The sequence below is a fragment of the Symbiobacterium ostreiconchae genome, from assembly GCF_055396975.1.
Genome location: NZ_AP042454.1, coordinates 2,056,674 through 2,072,534, shown reverse-complemented (window position 1 = coordinate 2,072,534; position 15,861 = coordinate 2,056,674). Strand labels below are relative to the sequence as shown.

Sequence of the window (15,861 nt, the reverse complement as noted above, 5' to 3'; positions counted from 1 at the left end):
CGAAAGGGCGGTTCCGCCAGCCATGGCGAAACCGCCCTTTCCTATTCCTCCGGCTCTGCCGGGGGTTCCTCCAGTACTTCGGGAAGCGGCTTGCGCCCCATCATGCCCTCGTGCAGGCCGTGGTACCAGCGCACCTCGGGCTCGCCCGGCCGCCAGCAGAGCAGCACCTCCTGCCCGTCGATGATGGCCGGGAAATCTACGAGGTAGCCGCCCTTGAGCTCGCCGCCCAGCTCACGGATCCGGTCACACTGACCCTGGGAGAGGATCCGTAGGAAGTCGAGCTCCGCCTCCTCCTTCAGGAAGGTGTAGGTGTCCACCTGGTCGTCCCGCCGCCGGGCTTCCACCTTCCGCTGCCTCAGCCGCCAGTCCTTTTCCTGGATCTCGGCATCCAGGCGCCTGAGGTACGCGATGATGCGCTCCAGCTCGGGAATGAGACGGTTCACTTCAGCCGGCGTAAAGTAGCGGTTTCCCATACCCATCCCCACCTTCCCTCGGCGCTCGCGCACTCTGTTTACGCGCATTATACGGAGTTCGAAGGGAAGAAGTCAAACACTTGATATGGCTGGTCCCTTCCGGTGTCAAACCTTCCAAGTAGACAGTACCAGTCCGGGCGGACGGTCCGTCCAAAGAAGAGGTGGGCCCCTGGGGTCCGCCCCGATCGCGCCCCAGCAGGCGGCGAAGTCGTGACACGGAAAGGCGGTGACCACGGGTGTCCGTGGACAAGGAAAAGATTCAGCAGGCGGTCCGGATGATCCTGGAAGCGGTGGGCGAGGACCCTGACCGCGAGGGACTGCTGGAGACGCCGCGGCGAGTGGCTGATTTCTACGAGGAGGTCTTCGCCGGGCTCCACCGGGACCCGGCTGAGCGGCTTTCGGCGATCTTCAACGAGGACCATGAAGAGATGGTCATCGTTCGGGATATCTCCTTCCAGTCGATGTGCGAGCACCACCTGCTGCCCTTCTTCGGCAAGGCGCACGTCGCCTACATCCCCCGCAGCGGGCGCGTGGTCGGGCTCTCCAAGCTGGCCCGCGTGGTGGAGGACTTCTCCCGGCGGCCCCAGCTGCAGGAGCGGCTGACCTCGCAGATCGCCGACCTCCTGATGGAGCGGCTGAACCCGCAGGGCGTCCTGGTCGTGGTGGAGGCCGAGCACATGTGCATGACGATGCGGGGCGTGCGCAAGCCCGGGAGCACCACGGTCACCTCCGCGGTGCGGGGCGTCTTCCAGACCAGCGAGGCCACCCGGGCCGAGGCGATGTCGCTCATCCGGGGCTCGAAGTGAGAAAAACCAGCCACTCCCTCTGCAGCCCGTGGGCTGCAGAGGCTTTTTCTTTTCCACCAACACCCTCCGCAAGAGACGGAACCCGATTATGGCAAGCCCCGTCCAATCACATAGTGATATGGTTATTGAGGTGACACACCTTGCCAATACGGAACAAGCTGGCGGCGCTGCTTACTGCGACAACCCTGCTGGTCAGCGCTGCACCGGCCGTCGCCGCCGATGTGCAGCCGCTCTCCCTCTACGTGAACGGACGGGAACTCTACCTGCCGCAGACCCCCATCCTTCAAGACAACCGCGTGCTGGTACCCATGCGGGCGTACCTGGAGTCGCTGGGCGCCGAGGTCGGCTGGGAGCCGCCCAACCTGGTCACGGCCGCGCTGGGCGGCCGCACCGTCTCCCTGCGCATCGGCGAGCGCACCGCGCTGGTGGACGGCCAGCCGGTAGAGCTGGACGTGCCGGCGCAGCTCATCGCGGACCGCACCTACATCCCCCTCCGCTTCCTGTCGGAAGGGCTGGGGGCGGAGGTCGGGTACGACGGCGCCACGCGCACCGTGACGGTGAACCTCGCGCCTCCGCGCCAGCTGGAGGTGATCGACGGGCCGCTCAACGTGCGCCAGGAGCCGAGCACCAGCGCGCCGATCCTGACGACGGTGCCGCTGGGCACGCGGCTGGAGATCGTCAGTGAGGAGCCCGGAGCGGAGTGGACGGAGGTCGCGCTGCCGGGCGGCGTGCGCGGCTGGGTCGCGAACCGGTACACCCGCCATCTGGACAGCCAGCCGGTGGTGGAGCCGCTGCTGGCGCTGCTGGAGGACCGGGCCTTCCTCCAGGCCGGCGGGAAGTGCATCGGGGCCGTGCCCATCATCCAGAACCTGACGTTCGTCCCGCTGGTGGAGGCGGTTGAGGCCCTGGGAGGCTCGGTCAGCCGGACCGGCGACGGCACGGCGATCGCCGCCGAGCTGAACGGCCGGAGGCTGGTCCTCATCCCCGACTCCACGACCGCCACCCTCGACGGCGAAACGGTCACCCTCACCTCGGCGCCGATGCTGGTCGGCGGCCGGCCGCTGGTCGCGGCGCGCGACATCGCCGACCACCTGGGCGTGCCGCTCACCTGGTCCAACCCCACCCGGACCGCCACCCTCGGCCCGGCCGGCGGCACCACCTGTGTGCCCGACGTGGCGGCCCCCGCGTACATCCTCGTCGACGTGGCCTCCGGAGCCGTGCTCAGCGAGCACAACGCCCGCACACCCCGGGCGATCGCCTCGACCACCAAGATCATGACCGCCCTGCTGGCCGTCGAGCACGGCAACCCGGATGCGGTGGTCACCGTGAGCTGGAACGCCGCCAACCAGCCGGGCACCAGCGTCTACCTGCAGACCGGCGAGCAGCGCACCCTGCGTGAGCTGCTCTACGGGCTCATGCTGGTATCCGGCAACGACGCCGCCGTCGCCATCGCCGAACACCTCGCCGGCACCGAGGAGGCGTTCGCCCAGTGGATGAACGGGCGGGCCGCCGAACTGGGCGCCCGCAACACCCATTTCGTCACGTCCTCCGGGCTCGACGACTGGGTGAACCCGTACTCCACCGCCGAGGACCTGGCCCGCATCTCCCGGGCCGCGCTTCACAACCCGCTGTTCCGGGCCTACATGTACCCGCCGCAGTGGACGATTCCCGGCCCGTATGGCAACCGCCAGCTCACCAACAGCAACCTGTTCGTGCTGCGCTACCCGGGCGCCACCGGCGTGAAGAACGGGTGGACGGAAAAGGCCGGCTACACCCTGGTGGCGTCGGCCTGGCGTGACGGCCGGGAGGTCATGCTGGTGCTGCTGGGTCACCAGAGCCGGAGCGGGCTCTATGCGGAGGCGTACAGCCTGATGGATCACGGCTTCGTCCTGGCCGATCAGACGTGGCTCCTCAAGTAGACGCATCCAAAAGCCGCCCTCCCGCAGCACAGGAGGGCGGCTGTTATGTGCCTTCAGACCAGTTCACGGGTCGGCTCGACGAGGCGCGCGCCGGGAGGGGCCAGCCTGCAGCGGCCGGGGCCATCCACTCTGACGAGGACGGGCTTGAGCACCGGGCGCCCCCCGATCAGCCCCTGGACGCTGACCTCCAGGAGACCTGCAAAACCCGGGTTGGCATAGCTGAACTCCGCCGCCGCGACGAGCGGATCACACGGCGTCTGGATGTGCGCATCAGCCGGCCAGCGGGTGGGTGTCAGGCGCTCGAAGTAAGACACGTCCATCTCTCCTCTCCGCGACCTCGGCAGGGTCTACTTCGCCAAACATCGGCCCGCTCCTGCCTGTCCAAAGGGCCCAATGCGCGCGTCCGAAGAGAATCTGTGCGCGGGTACCGAACGGACCCGCGTATCTCCATCAGCCCATCGAAAAGAGCTGCTTCATCCGCTTGACGTTGGATCGGCTGACGATCACCTCGGAGTGCTCCTTGTCCTTCAGTTTCAAAATATACGCGCCGTTGAAGTACGGGCTGATCTCCTTCACCTGGAAGATGTTCACCAGGTACGAGCGGTGGCTGCGGAAGAACTGTGACGAGGGCAGCCGCTCCGTCAGTTCCTGCAGGGTGTGGCGCGTCAGGTAGCGCTCGGAATAGGTCTGGACATAGACGTTGTAGCCTTCTGAGAAAATGTAGACGATCTCATTCAGCGGCAGCGGGATCTGCTTGTCATCCTTCTCGCACATGAGGAAGGTCAGCGGCGGCTTGCTCTCCTCCTGCGCGCGGTCCGCGGCCTCGCCCGCCTCCGGCCGGCCCTCGCCCGCGGCGCCCGCCTTCGCGTCCCGCAGGCGCTGAATGGTCTCGGCCAGCCGCTCGCCCTCGATGGGCTTCAGCAGGTAGTCCGTCGCCGGGATCTCGAAGGCCGACACGGCGTAGTTCTCGTAAGCGGTCACGAAGACGACCTTCGGCACGACGGCGCGGCCCTTCAGGCTCTTGGCCAGCTCGATGCCGGTCATGCCCGGCATCTGCACGTCGAGAAAGATGACGTCGTAATCCAGCGCGTTGATCAGTGCCATGGCCTCGCGAGCGTTGGTCGCCTCACCGATGACCTCGACGTCGGGGAACTGGCTGAGCTGGTACCGCAGCTCCATCCGGGCCGGGTATTCGTCATCCACGATCAGGGCCCTCAGCACCATTGGCAACCTACGCTCCTTCTCCGCTGGGACTCTCGCTTCACCATTGTAGACGACGGACATGTGAACGCCAAGGGTTGTCACGTGAAACGCGGCTCAATCCCCCAGAGATGCCTGGCGGAGGGGGATGCGCAGCCGGATGGCCGTGCCCCGCCCGGGGGAGCTGCGGATGCGCAGCCGGTACTCGGAACCGTAGAGGGAGATCAGCCGCTCGTTGACGTTGGTCAGGCCCAGCCCCATGTTGGTGCCGAAGCCCTCCTCGAAGACCCGGCGCTGCGTCTCCCGGTCCATGCCGATCCCGTTGTCGGCGATCAGGATATGCAGGTGGTCGCCGACCTGTCGCGCGCGGATGCCCACGACGCCCGTGTCCTCCTTGGGCGCCAGGCCGTGCACGATCGCGTTCTCGACCAGAGGCTGGAGGGTCAGCACGGGAACGGAGGCGCCGGTGACCCGGGGATCCACCTTCAGCTTCACCTGGAGCTTCTCGCCGAAGCGGGCCTTCTCCAGGGAGAGGTAGATGTTGATGTACTCCAGCTCATCCTGGAAGGTGTTCATGTTGCCGCGGGTGGTGAGCGACCGGCGGAAGAACTGGGCGAGGCTTACCAGGAGCTCCCGGGAGCGGTCCGGATCCGTGCGGGAGAACATGATGATGGTGTTCAGCACGTTGAACAGGAAGTGCGGTCGGATCTGCGCCTGCAGCGCCTCCAGCCGCGCCCGGACCACCAGCTGCCGCTGCCGCTCCGACTCCGCCAGCTCCATCTGGATGCCCAGGAGCGCCGCGATGCCCGCGGCCAGCCGCACGACGTAGGTGGGCAGTGGCGCCTGGGTTGCCCGGTACAGCTTGAACGTGCCCACCACCTTCCCCCGGAACTTCAGGGGCGTGACGACGGCGGCCTTCAGGGGATGGGGGCAGCCGGGCTCATCGCAGGTAAGGACCCGCGGATCGTTCACCACCTTGGCCTCGCCGGTCTCCAGCACGTAGCGGGTGGCCCCGGTGAGAATGGGACCGCCCTGCTGGTGCCGCCGGCAGCCCACGCCGGAGAAGCCGAGGATCACCTTGTCGTCGGTGATGGCCACGGCGTCCATCTCCGTGATCTGCCGGATGATCTCGCAGATCTTCTGGGCGGACTCGAAGTTGAGCCCCTGCTTCAGGTAGGGCATGGTCTCCTCGCCGATGCGCAGCGAGGTGTCGAAGCTGGTGATCGACTCGAGAATGGCCGGGTTGAGCGACTCCTCGTCCTCGTGGCCCCGGAGCAGCAGCACCGCCAGGACCACCTGCGTGATGACCACCAGCGCCGCCCACTCCACCGCGTAGGGCGGACGCGCCCACACGAGCCAGACCAGAACCGCCCCGCCCACCGCCAGCGTGGCGAAGACCTGCGCCCGTGTCCTGCGGTTCATCCACGTGCACCTCCGTTCGCGAAGCCGCCGGCCCTGCCGCCTACGCCGCGGTGCGGGGACCTCCGGCACGTGTGCAGCGGTGCGGAAACCCGCCCCCAGGTACGCACGCAGCGGTGCGGAACCCCGCCTCCGCCAAGCACGCGGCAAGGCGGGGAATATCGCTCCGGCACGCTTTATCGTCAAAAAGAACATAAACTTGATATGTCTCTAATTCTCTTTCAGGCCGCTGGCGCCTGCCGCGCCCAAGAGGAGGACTGCGAGACCGTGCGTGCAAAGCCCCCGACCTACCGGCCGCCCACCGAGGTCGTCCCCGGCATCTTCCTGGTCCCGATCCCGATCCCCATCCCGCTGCGGTACGTGAACTGCTACCTGCTGCGGGACCCGTCCGGCTGGACCCTGGTGGACACCGGCTTTCACGACAGCCTGGCATTGGACGCCTGGCCCCGCGCCCTCGCCGACCTGGCCATCCGGCCGCAGGACATCCGGCAGATCGTCCTCACCCACTACCACCCGGACCACGTGGGGGCGGCCGGCTGGCTCCAGCAGCTGACCGGCGCGCCGGTCTTCCTGCCGGAGACCGAGATGGAGCAGTTCCAGCGCTTCTGGGCCGACGAGACCGGCAGCATGGCAGAGCGGCTCACCGCCATGTGCCTGGAAGAGGGAATGGACGAGGCCACGGCCCTCGCCCTCGGCCGGCATCACCTGCAGCAGGTGGAGCGGGTCCGGCCGCTGCCCGAGCTGCGCCCGCTGCCGATCGGCAGCCAGATCGCCATGGGCGGCGGCACCTGGGAGGTGATCTGGACCCCCGGCCACTCCGACGGCCTGGCGGTCTTCTGGGATGCGCGGCGGTCGATCCTCCTGGCCAACGACATGCTGCTCGCGGGCATCACGCCCAACGTGTCCGTCTGGCCCGGCAGCCGCCCCGACCCGCTGGCCGACTACCTGTACTCCCTGCGCCGGGTGGAGGCTCTGGGGGCGAAAGTCGCCCTTCCGGGGCACCGGGCGCTGATCCACGACGTGGCAGGGCGGGCCCGGGAGATCGCCGCGCACCACGTCGACCGGCTGGCGAAGGTCGCTGCGGCCGCCGACGCCGCGCCGGGCGGCGCCACGGCCTGGGAGGTCTGCCGCCGAATCTTCCCGGTCGAGGAGCTGACGCTGCACCAGATTCGCTTCGCCTTGGCCGAAACCCTGGCGCACCTGGTGTACCTCTGCAACCAGGGCCGGCTGCGGAAAACGGGGATGCATTACCGGGCTGCCGCGTGAGCGCCGCGGCCTCCGCGGGCCAGGGCGCCCGGCCCGAAAACATCTGGGCCGGCGGAAAGCTCCGCCGGCCCGTTGCGGTGCCGTCTCCTAATGCGCGCAGCCGCCGCTGCCGCACGACCTGGGGGCGCCGCCCGCGTTGGCCGTACGGAAGGACTGGCCACAGCTGCAGCTGGTGACCGCGTTGGGATTGTTGATCGCGAAACCGCCGCCCATCAGGCTGTCCACGTAGTCGATCGTCGAGCCATCCAGGTAGGGCAGGCTGGCCGGATCGATGACGACCTTGATCCCGTCGAACTCGCCCACGTTGTCGTCAGGGCGCGGGTTTCGCTCCAGGGCCATGCCATATTCGAAGCCCGAGCAACCGCCGGGACGCACCAGCACACGCAGGGCCAGATTCTCACCCTTGGACTTGATGATCTCCTTCAGCCGGGTCGTGGCCTTATCGGTCAGGGTAATGTTCACCGTTTTTTCCCTCCTTCACTCCCGTGACCCCTCGACTCCCCTGTACGATCCGCTACGAATCAACTATATGCCATCGCGCGGCGGATCGCAAGGATTCCTCTCTACCTGTTGAGACGTCAGCCTGCACCCGGGCGGTGCGGCCTGCCTCCGGTCCACGGCGACCGGTCCGGCATCTGCGTGTGGGTCGTTCCAGCCGCCTTTTCCCTGATTGGTATCAGGTGTATAGTAGTAGACGTCAGTTCCCGATCACCCCACCGGCAAAGGAGATGACTATGACCCCCATCGCGCTCACCCTCGCCATCCTCGGCACGGCGCTGCTCGCGGGGCTGGTGGGTTCCATGCTGGGGCTGGGCGGCGGCATCATCATCGTACCGGCCCTGACGCTGCTGTTCGGGTTCGACTTCCGCACGGCGGTGGCCGCCAGCGCCGTCTCTATCATCGCCACCTCCACCGGGGCGGCGGTCGCCTACCTGCGGGACCATATCACCAACACCCGCGTCGGCATGTTCCTGGAGGTCGGCTCCACGCTCGGCGCGCTGACCGGCGCCTTCATCGCCGGCTACCTGCCCGTCCGCTTCCTCTTCCTCCTCTTCGCCGTCCTCATGGCGTACTCGGCCTGGACGATGTTCCGGGCCCGGAAGTCCGAGCTGCCCGGGCACGTGGAGCCGGACAAGCTGTCGCAGCGGCTTCAGCTGCGCGGATCCTACTACGACCAGGCCCTCGGACGCACCGTCACCTACCACGCCACCGGCGCCCTGCCCGGCCTGTTTCTCATGTACGTCTCGGGAGCCTTCGCCGGGCTTCTGGGAGTGGGCGGGGGACTGTTCAAGGTGCCGGCGATGGATATGGTCATGAAGCTGCCGATCAAGGTCTCCACCGCCACGTCCAACTTCATGATCGGCGTGACGGCGGCGGCCTCCGCCACGGTCTACTTCGTCCGGGGCGACGTGAAGCCGCTGGTGGCCGGGCCCGTGGTCCTGGGCGTGCTGCTCGGGGCGCTCCTGGGCTCCCGGCTGATGATGCGGCTCAAAGGCTCGACCCTCCGCCTCCTGTTCGTCCCGCTGCTTGTCTACGTGGCCGTGCAGATGGCGTGGAAAGGGGTGACGTACTGAGTGGACAGCCTGGACACCCGTGATCATGCGGTCTCCCAGGACGTGGAACGGGTCGAGCTGGCGGTCGCGCGCCTCCTGCGGGTGGGCACCGCCGTGGCGGCCACGCTGATCGCCTCCGGCCTGGTGGTCGTCCTCTTCCAGCTTCCGCTCGCCATCGGCCCCCAGCTGGTGACGGCGGGCATCATCGCCCTGGTCTGCACGCCGCTGCTGCGCGTGGCGGCGGCCATGGTCATCTACCTGCGGCTCGGCGATGTGGTCTACGGGCTCATCTCCCTGGCCGTGCTGCTCTTCGTCTTCGCCGGCATGCTGATCGGCGAGGGCCGCTGAAGCACATCGATACACCGCGCCCACCGGCCGTGAAGCCGGTGGGCGTGTTCTATTCCTCTGCATCCGTAAGCGTGGGATATGCCCGCAGGATGTCCGTCCGGCTCAGCAGCCCGACCAGGCGCCCGGGGTCGTCGGGCGCCACCACCGGCAGCCGGCCGATGCCGTGCCGCACCAGCAGGAGCGCCGCCTCGGCAAGCGTCTGGTCCGGCGTCACGGTGACCAGGCTGCGGGACATGGCCTCGTTCACCGGCGTCTCCAGCCGCCGCTCCAGCGGCACGTCCCGGACGTCCTTCAGGGTGATCATCCCCACCAGCCGCCCCCGCTCGTCCAGCACCGGGTAACCGCCGTGGCGGGTCTCCCGCATCAGGGCGATGACTTCTTTCAGGGACATGCCCGTCCTGGCGACGGTCACCGGGTGTGCCATGGCCTGCTCCACCCGGACGTCCCGCAGGTCCTGCACCTGCCACGGCAGCAGGATCCCCTGTTCCGGCAGGTGCAGGGTGTCGATGGAGTAGGGGTTGATCCGCTGGCTGAGCACGGCCGCGACGCCGCACGCCAGCATGGCGGGCAGTGCAATGCGGTAGTCGCGGGTGATCTCGAAGATGAGCGTCAGGGCGGTGAGGGGCGCCTGGGTCGCGCCGGCGATCATGGCCGCCATACCGACGACCGCGTAGGCCCCGGGCTGCACCGCCACCCCCGGCAGCGCGAGGGCCATCAGATGCCCGTAGACGCCGCCGGCCATCGCACCCAGGAACAGCGCGGGGGTGAAGGTGCCGCCCGTCCACCCGCTCCCGCTGGTCAGGGCGATGGCGACCAGCTTGCCGCCCAGGAGCGCCGCGAGCGCCAGCAGCGGGAGGCGCCCTTCCAGAGCCTCCTGGATGGTGTCGAGGCCGGGCCCCAGCGTCTGCGGCAGGAGCAGTCCCAGCAGCCCGAACAGGATGCCGCCCAGGGCGGGTCTCAGGCTCTCCGGGATGCGAGCCAGACGCCGGCCCGCCTCCTCACTGCCGTAGATTGCGGCGATGTAGAGCCGGGAGAGCGGGGCGATGAACAGGCCGAGCCCCAGGAAGAGGGGGATCTGCCAGGGATCCTGCACGGAGTAGGCCGGGATGGGGAAGGGCGGCCCGCCGGACAGGTACCGGGAGAGCACCGCGGCCACGGTCGCGCCCAGCGCCGCCAGGGCGAAGGCCCGGGAGGAGAACTGGATCAGCACGATCTCCATCGCGAAGAAGGTGCCCGCGATCGGCGCGTGAAACGCCGTGGCGATGGCCGCTGCCGCGCCGGCCACAACCAGCGCCCGGCGCCACTGGGGCCGGATGGGCAGGAGCTGTCCCAGAGCCGAGCCGAGTCCGGCGCCGAGGAGCACCACGGGCCCCTCTCGGCCCAGCGAGCCCCCGGCGCCCAGCGTGAGGATGGACGCGGCCGTCTTCAGCAGGGTCGAGACCGGGCGAAGCCGGCCCTCTCGGCGCGCCAGGGCCAGGATCACCAGCGGGATCGCATGATGCCGGTCGGCGCGCGGGGTCAGCCGCCTGACCCCGGCGTGCGCCAGCCCCAGCAGGGCCGGGAAGAGCAGGAACGCGGACCATCCGGGCAGGCCGGCGGAGCCGAGCCAGCCCGGAAGCTGTGCATAGCCCAGGGTGAAGAGGCGGTTGACCAGCCACTCGAAGAGGCGGACCGCAAAGGCGGTGAGACCGCCGGTCAGCATCACCAGGAGCAGCAAAATGACCGCGGCCAGATCAGACGACCGGACCGGCGCCATCAGCTGACGCCAGTCCGGCCTGGGAACCCTATCGCGCATTGCCAACGGACAACCTCCCCACACTTTCCCATTCTGCATGCAGAAAGCAAGGGCAGGACCGTCTCCTGTCTCGCCAGACTCACGAGTCTCCCGGGGCGGGATCCGCCCCGGCTTTCCCTGCAGCGCCGGTTACGCCGTTACCGGCCCCCTTCCCCCCCGGGGTCGGCGCCGGCTTCCGTCGGGGTTCCGCCCGCCGAAGTGCCGTCCGGCGAAGCCGGGTCCGCGCCAGCCGAAGTGCTGTCCGGCGGCGCTGGGTCAACGCCTGCCGGAGGGCCATCTGGTGAAGCCGTGTCAGCGCCCGCCGGAGGGCCATCTCGTGAAGCCGGATCAGCGCCCGTCGGAGGGCCATCTGCCGAAGCCGGATCAGCGCCCGTCGGAGGGCCGTCTGCCGAAGCCGGATCAGCGCCCGTCGAGGTGTCGGCGCCCGGTTCGGAGCCGCCGCCCGCCGCGGCGGACGCAGCGCTGCCAGCCACCTGCGCGGCCAGCTCAGCGCCACCCTGCATGTACGCGCTGACGATGCGGGTGATGTCCGCAAGCGCCACTGCCGCAGCGGCCTCATTCACGCCCGAACTGAAGATCGCAATCGCAAAGGGCCGCTCCGGCAGGAAGACGACGCCGATGTCGTGCACCATCGCCGGCAACGTGCCGATCTTGTGCGCCACGGGCACCCCCGCAGGGGCGCCGGCTGCGATGCGGTCGGTGAAGACGGTCTGGGTCAGCAGCCCCATGAGGATGCGGTAGAGCTCACCGTCCGGCTCCGCGGCCCGGCGGTACGCCAGCTCCATGTACCGGGCCATATCTCGGGGCGTCGTGGCCCGGCGGCCGGTAGCCAGGTTCGTCACGGCGCCGCCGAGCTCCCGCATGTACGCAAACACGTTTTCGTCGCCGAAGTGGCGCAGGAGCATGTTAGTGGCGATGTTGTCGCTGACCGTCAGCGACAGGTCGACCAGCTCCGCCACCGTGTAGCAGTCACCGGGAATCGCCGCGTGGAGAACGCCGGTGCCGCCCTCCCAGTCCTCCGGGACGTAGTAGACAGGCTCCGCCAGGTCGGCCTCTCCTCTCTCGACCAGGGAGAAAACGTACATGGCCAGCGGCACCTTGAAGGTCGAGGCCGCCACGAAAACCTGGTCGCCCCGCACCGCGGCTGTCGCACCCGTCGCCAGATCGGTCACGGCCACGCCGTACGTGCCGTTCAGAGTGGCCAGGTAGGCCTCCAGCACCGGTTCGAGGCCGCCCAGGGCATCGGGCTCGGGCGTGGCCGCCGTTCCCAGGTACACTAAGGCTTCGCCCGCCGCGGCAGCCCGGGCAAAGGGGATCGCCCTGGTGCAGGTGCGCGGCGCCCGCTGCACGGCCGGCTTCGCTTCGGACTCGGAGAGGGCGTCGGAGTCAGGCTGTCCGGTCCGGGTGTTGGTCGCAGCTTCCCGCTGGGGTGGGCGGGGACGGCCCGCTTCGGCCATTGCGGCCGGGTCGGTCTCCGTCCGGCGGTTCACCGCTGTTACGGGGGCGGCGTCCTCGGTCTGCCCGTGCGCCGCGTCCCGGGCGGCGTGCTGCGCCGGCGGCGCCGCAGGCGCCGCCGGCAGCCTTGCAGCGGCCGCCAGGAGCGTGGCGACCACCGCGATGATCAGCAGCAGGCGGAACGCGTGAAACACGCCTCTGGGCCTGTGACCTGCCATACGCCTTCCCCATCCCTATACACAAGGTTTGACTCCATACTACACCTTGTGTATACATCGGGATACGCGAAATTTCAAGGTTGCGGCCAGGCGGCCGCGTGCCACAGGCGGCGAGGCGCCGCTCAGACAGGGGCCGGCACTCCCTGCGTCCTCACATCCAGCCGCGGCGATCACCAGCGAACCACCGCCGCAGCCGGCAACCTTTCGCCCCCGGAGCGCCCAATCACAACGGCCTCCGGGGACGGCTCAGCGAGGTGAAAGGTGCAGCGCTTCCGCCGACGGCTGCTCCACCTCGAGGTGCAGAACGGCGGCCACCAACCCCACCGGGAGGTATACCTGCCCGTCACAGAACACGGCGTGCGCCGTGATCACCTCGCCGTTCAGCACGGCTGACCGGATCTCCGCCCGGGCCCCGCGAAAGTGGACCGAGAGCACGTCATCGGTGCCCAGCAGGCTCACGGTCCGCCCGCTCTCATCCCAGTACACATGGGCTGCGCGGTCCACCAGCCCGCGCAGCGGCACCAGCGCCTCCCCCTCCGGGGACGTGTAACCCGTGCCCCTGTGCAGGCTTCCTCCGGTCCCCCGGACCGCTACCGCCACAGGGGTCAGGCCGGTGAGCGGGGCGCAGCCCGCCTCCGGTGAACCCGCCGCCCCCAGTCCGCCCCCGAGGCGCGGCACGAGCGCGCCAAGGGCCAGCATAACCGGCACCATGATGCCCGCCCCCATGTGCACCCAGGCCCTGCCCCGGGGGCGCTCGGCGACCTGAAAGCCTCGCCTCCGCCCGTGTTCGTCCACCCTGCTCCCTCCGTCACGGCGACCAGATGCCTCTATTTTACCTGGTTTCTATATTCTTCCGGTATAGGCGCAGTTGGCAGGGTTGACGAATCCGCGTCGGCGGCCGTGGCCCGGCACGCTGTGCAGAGTACGCCAAGGTGCGGGAGAACGGCCGGGTCATCGTCACCGAACTGGCCGCGGGCTGCTCCCGCCGCGCCTCCGAATGGGAACCGCAGCTTTTACACATGCAAGAAGGCCGCGGGCTCGTGCCCGCGGCCTTCGCCGCATCGACGCTTTCGCCTACCGCCGCACCAGGAGATCGGTGACCACCGTGTCCCCCGGCGTGAGGCGGATGATCGGTGTCATGTCCATGGCATGGGTGAGTGAGCCGCCGAAGGTGCCCGACGCCGGCCGCACCCGGAGCCACGCCCAGGTGGCCCCATTCGGCAGCGACTGCTCGATCCGGTAGCGGCCGCTGGCGTCGGTCAGGGCCGAAGTGACCTGCCCGCTGCCCTCCAGCACCAGCTCCACCCGCACGCCGGCGACGGGCTGCCGGTTCTGATCCAGCACCTGCCCCTCGACCACGGCGGTCTCCTCATAGATCATCACGGCCTTCGTCAGGGTCTGGCCGGGCGTCGGGAGCTCACGCAGCACGACGCCGCCCTGGCTGTAGCCTTCGCCCTCCACCAGCAGCAGGCCCAGGGATGCCGACGACACGTCGGCCTTCAGCGAGAAGTAGCCGTCGCTCTCGGCCTTCGTCTCCGCGACCACCTCGCCGTCCAGGCTGAGCCGGACCGCCGCACCGGCGACGGGCTTGCCCTGGAGGTTCACCACCACGCCGTCCAGCGTGGCCGTGCCCGGGATCAGCCGCACGGTGGGCAGGGCCTCACCCTGAAGCAGCGCCTCGGTCACGTTGATCTGCCCCGACGGCAGGTAGCCCTCCGCCTTCACCTGCAGCGCGGCCCAGCTGGTGTTCGCCGGCACCGTGCCCAGCCGGTACCAGCCGGAGCTGTCGGTGCGACGCTGGGCCACCACGGTGCCGTCGGCCAGCACGAGCGCGACCTCGGCCCCCTGCACCGGACGGCCGAACTGGTCCACCACCCGCCCGCTGGGCTCGGCCGTCTCCGGATTCAGGGTCACCGAGAGAATCGCCTGGCCCATGAACGGCACGTGGAATGTCACCGACCGCTGGCCCATCACCGTGACCTCACGGGTGGTGATGTAGCCGTCCTTGCTGACCCGCAGCATGTACGGCGCCGTGACGGCCCCGCCGTCCTCGCTGGCCTCCACATGCGGGAAGGTGAAGCGCCCTTCCGCATCGGTGGTCGCCGACTTCTCCACCCGGCTCCGGCGGATCAGCTCCACCGTCGCCCCCTCCACCGGCTGCCCGGTGGGGCTCAGCACGGTGCCGGTCACCGAGGACTGGCGCAGCGCCTGCTCGGCGAAGGACTGCGCCACGACCGACCGCTCCACCTTGCCGCCGGGGTTGACCGTGAACCAGTCCGTCGTGGCCAGGTCCACGTGGTCGACCGTCAGGTTGTCGATGGCGTCGTGCGCCACCAGCATGTACCGGTGGCCGGCCCCCGCCGGGACCTGCTCAAAGCGGAAGCGGCCCTGCTGGTCCACCTTCGCGCTGGCCACCTCGCCGAAGCCCTCCCGCATCAGCACCATCTCCGCCCAGGGGATGGGCCGACCCGACGCCGTCATCAGGGCGCCCTCGATGGTCGCTGTGGCCGGGTAGAGCGTGATCCGGTTCAGGCCGGAGTAGTCCAGGTACCCGCCCGAGAGGACCTGTTCGGCCTCGGTCTCGACCGGCGTGTACCCCGGCATGCTGACCCGCACCCGGTACGTGTCAGACGGCAGGTCGGTCCGGATGGAGAAGCGCCCCGTCGTGTTGGTCTCGGCCGCGCCCACCACCACGTGCTCGCCGCGGATCAGCTCCACCTTCGCACCCGCCAGCGCCCGGCCGGTGCCGCCGTCGATCACCTGGCCGGTGGCGGTGATCGTCCCCTGCTGCAGCGAGATCGCCTCCACCGTCACCCGGCCGCGGCTCACCGACACGCTCTTCTCCACCGGCGCCTTGCCGTCGGCCGAAACCAGAACGGTATACGCGCCGGGGGCCAGATCCCGGGCGATCCAGCGCCCGGCCTGCGCCTCGCCCCCGGCCACCACGCGCCCGGCGCTGTTCAGGAGCGTCACGCGGGCGCTGGCCCGGCCGTCGGCGTCACGGACGAAGACCTGCAGCTCGCCGCCCACCGGCTCCAGCGTGATGATGCGCACGCCGCCCTGGGCCGGGTCGAACCAGCCGGTCTCCTGCACCTCGTAACCCGGGGCGGTGGCGCGGGCCTGCCACAGCCGCGTGCGGCCCGATGCGAGGGGCACCCGCAGGAGCCCGTCCGCGCCGGCCGTCTGGACCGTCACCAGGCCGTAGCCCAGTTCGTAGACCTCCACCGTGGCCGAGGGCACGGGACGCCCGGCTGCGTCGGCGACGCGCAGCAGCACCTCGGTCGCCGCCTCCTGGGCCGCCGCGGGCAAGACCACCGAAGCCACGAGAAGGAGACTGGTCAGAAGGGACACCATCCTGCGCCGGATCGCCCCGGCGGAACTCCTACCATAACGGTTCACGCGCTCATCC

14 protein-coding genes are annotated in these 15,861 nt (G+C 69.3%); 5 read left to right on the top strand and 9 right to left on the bottom strand.

Annotated elements, in window-relative coordinates:
* Positions 1 to 41 precede the first annotated feature (41 nt).
* Complete coding sequence (locus ACZ5UM_RS10015; RefSeq protein WP_464843875.1) at positions 42 to 473, bottom strand: DUF2203 family protein; 432 nt, start codon at positions 471 to 473, stop codon at positions 42 to 44.
* Between the two features lie 242 nt (positions 474 to 715).
* Between ACZ5UM_RS10015 and folE the strand changes: the two genes are divergently transcribed.
* Both folE and ACZ5UM_RS10005 read left to right on the top strand, forming a co-directional pair.
* A complete protein-coding gene (gene folE, locus ACZ5UM_RS10010) occupies positions 716 to 1,279 on the top strand; it encodes a GTP cyclohydrolase I FolE (RefSeq protein WP_464848338.1) in 564 nt (187 codons plus the stop codon).
* Between the two features lie 140 nt (positions 1,280 to 1,419).
* Positions 1,420 to 3,198: a stalk domain-containing protein gene (locus tag ACZ5UM_RS10005; RefSeq protein ID WP_464843873.1), complete on the top strand. Its 1,779-nt coding sequence runs from the start codon at positions 1,420 to 1,422 to the stop codon at positions 3,196 to 3,198.
* A 53-nt stretch (positions 3,199 to 3,251) separates the two neighbouring features.
* On the opposite strand, the gene ACZ5UM_RS10000 is transcribed toward ACZ5UM_RS10005, so the two are convergent.
* The 3 genes from ACZ5UM_RS10000 to ACZ5UM_RS09990 form a co-directional block, all read right to left on the bottom strand.
* Positions 3,252 to 3,512, bottom strand: a complete 261-nt coding sequence (locus ACZ5UM_RS10000; protein WP_464843871.1) for a hypothetical protein — start codon at positions 3,510 to 3,512, stop codon at positions 3,252 to 3,254.
* Positions 3,513 to 3,648: 136 nt separating this feature from the next.
* On the bottom strand, positions 3,649 to 4,422 hold the full coding sequence (locus tag ACZ5UM_RS09995; RefSeq protein WP_464848337.1) for a LytR/AlgR family response regulator transcription factor: 774 nt from the start codon (positions 4,420 to 4,422) through the stop codon (positions 3,649 to 3,651).
* A 93-nt stretch (positions 4,423 to 4,515) separates the two neighbouring features.
* The gene (locus ACZ5UM_RS09990; RefSeq protein ID WP_464843870.1) at positions 4,516 to 5,820 is read right to left on the bottom strand and encodes a histidine kinase; all 1,305 of its coding nucleotides are present in this window, start codon (positions 5,818 to 5,820) and stop codon (positions 4,516 to 4,518) included.
* Between the two features lie 264 nt (positions 5,821 to 6,084).
* Here ACZ5UM_RS09990 and ACZ5UM_RS09985 point away from each other — a divergent pair, with 264 nt between their 5' ends.
* The gene (locus ACZ5UM_RS09985; protein WP_464843869.1) at positions 6,085 to 7,083 is read left to right on the top strand and encodes an MBL fold metallo-hydrolase; all 999 of its coding nucleotides are present in this window, start codon (positions 6,085 to 6,087) and stop codon (positions 7,081 to 7,083) included.
* An 87-nt stretch (positions 7,084 to 7,170) separates the two neighbouring features.
* On the opposite strand, the gene ACZ5UM_RS09980 is transcribed toward ACZ5UM_RS09985, so the two are convergent.
* Positions 7,171 to 7,545: a HesB/IscA family protein gene (locus tag ACZ5UM_RS09980; RefSeq protein ID WP_464843867.1), complete on the bottom strand. Its 375-nt coding sequence runs from the start codon at positions 7,543 to 7,545 to the stop codon at positions 7,171 to 7,173.
* Positions 7,546 to 7,817: 272 nt separating this feature from the next.
* Between ACZ5UM_RS09980 and ACZ5UM_RS09975 the strand changes: the two genes are divergently transcribed.
* Both ACZ5UM_RS09975 and ACZ5UM_RS09970 read left to right on the top strand, forming a co-directional pair.
* Positions 7,818 to 8,657 (top strand): sulfite exporter TauE/SafE family protein, encoded by an 840-nt coding sequence (locus tag ACZ5UM_RS09975; protein ID WP_464843866.1) that lies wholly within the window; start codon positions 7,818 to 7,820, stop codon positions 8,655 to 8,657.
* Entirely contained in the window at positions 8,658 to 8,984 is a 327-nt protein-coding gene (locus ACZ5UM_RS09970) for a DUF1634 domain-containing protein (RefSeq protein ID WP_464843865.1), read from the top strand.
* 49 nt (positions 8,985 to 9,033) lie between these two features.
* On the opposite strand, the gene ACZ5UM_RS09965 is transcribed toward ACZ5UM_RS09970, so the two are convergent.
* The 4 genes from ACZ5UM_RS09965 to ACZ5UM_RS09950 form a co-directional block, all read right to left on the bottom strand.
* A complete protein-coding gene (locus tag ACZ5UM_RS09965) occupies positions 9,034 to 10,779 on the bottom strand; it encodes a chloride channel protein (protein WP_464848336.1) in 1,746 nt (581 codons plus the stop codon).
* A 137-nt stretch (positions 10,780 to 10,916) separates the two neighbouring features.
* The gene (locus ACZ5UM_RS09960) at positions 10,917 to 12,452 is read right to left on the bottom strand and encodes a serine hydrolase (protein WP_464843864.1); all 1,536 of its coding nucleotides are present in this window, start codon (positions 12,450 to 12,452) and stop codon (positions 10,917 to 10,919) included.
* Between the two features lie 246 nt (positions 12,453 to 12,698).
* The gene (locus tag ACZ5UM_RS09955; protein ID WP_464843863.1) at positions 12,699 to 13,247 is read right to left on the bottom strand and encodes a hypothetical protein; all 549 of its coding nucleotides are present in this window, start codon (positions 13,245 to 13,247) and stop codon (positions 12,699 to 12,701) included.
* Between the two features lie 279 nt (positions 13,248 to 13,526).
* On the bottom strand, positions 13,527 to 15,851 hold the full coding sequence (locus ACZ5UM_RS09950; RefSeq protein WP_464843862.1) for a carboxypeptidase regulatory-like domain-containing protein: 2,325 nt from the start codon (positions 15,849 to 15,851) through the stop codon (positions 13,527 to 13,529).
* Between the last annotated feature and the right edge of the window lie 10 nt (positions 15,852 to 15,861).

What these genes read in the sequence shown, in the direction of transcription:
- ACZ5UM_RS09960 (WP_464843864.1), bottom strand. Translation starts at nt 12,452, where the DNA reads ATGGCAGGTCACAGGCCCAGAGGCGTGTTTCACGCGTTCCGCCTGCTG.
- ACZ5UM_RS10015 (WP_464843875.1), bottom strand. Translation starts at nt 473, where the DNA reads ATGGGAAACCGCTACTTTACGCCGGCTGAAGTGAACCGTCTCATTCCC.
- ACZ5UM_RS09975 (WP_464843866.1), top strand. Translation starts at nt 7,818, where the DNA reads ATGACCCCCATCGCGCTCACCCTCGCCATCCTCGGCACGGCGCTGCTC.
- ACZ5UM_RS09995 (WP_464848337.1), bottom strand. Translation starts at nt 4,422, where the DNA reads ATGGTGCTGAGGGCCCTGATCGTGGATGACGAATACCCGGCCCGGATG.
- ACZ5UM_RS09990 (WP_464843870.1), bottom strand. Translation starts at nt 5,820, where the DNA reads ATGAACCGCAGGACACGGGCGCAGGTCTTCGCCACGCTGGCGGTGGGC.
- ACZ5UM_RS09965 (WP_464848336.1), bottom strand. Translation starts at nt 10,779, where the DNA reads ATGCGCGATAGGGTTCCCAGGCCGGACTGGCGTCAGCTGATGGCGCCG.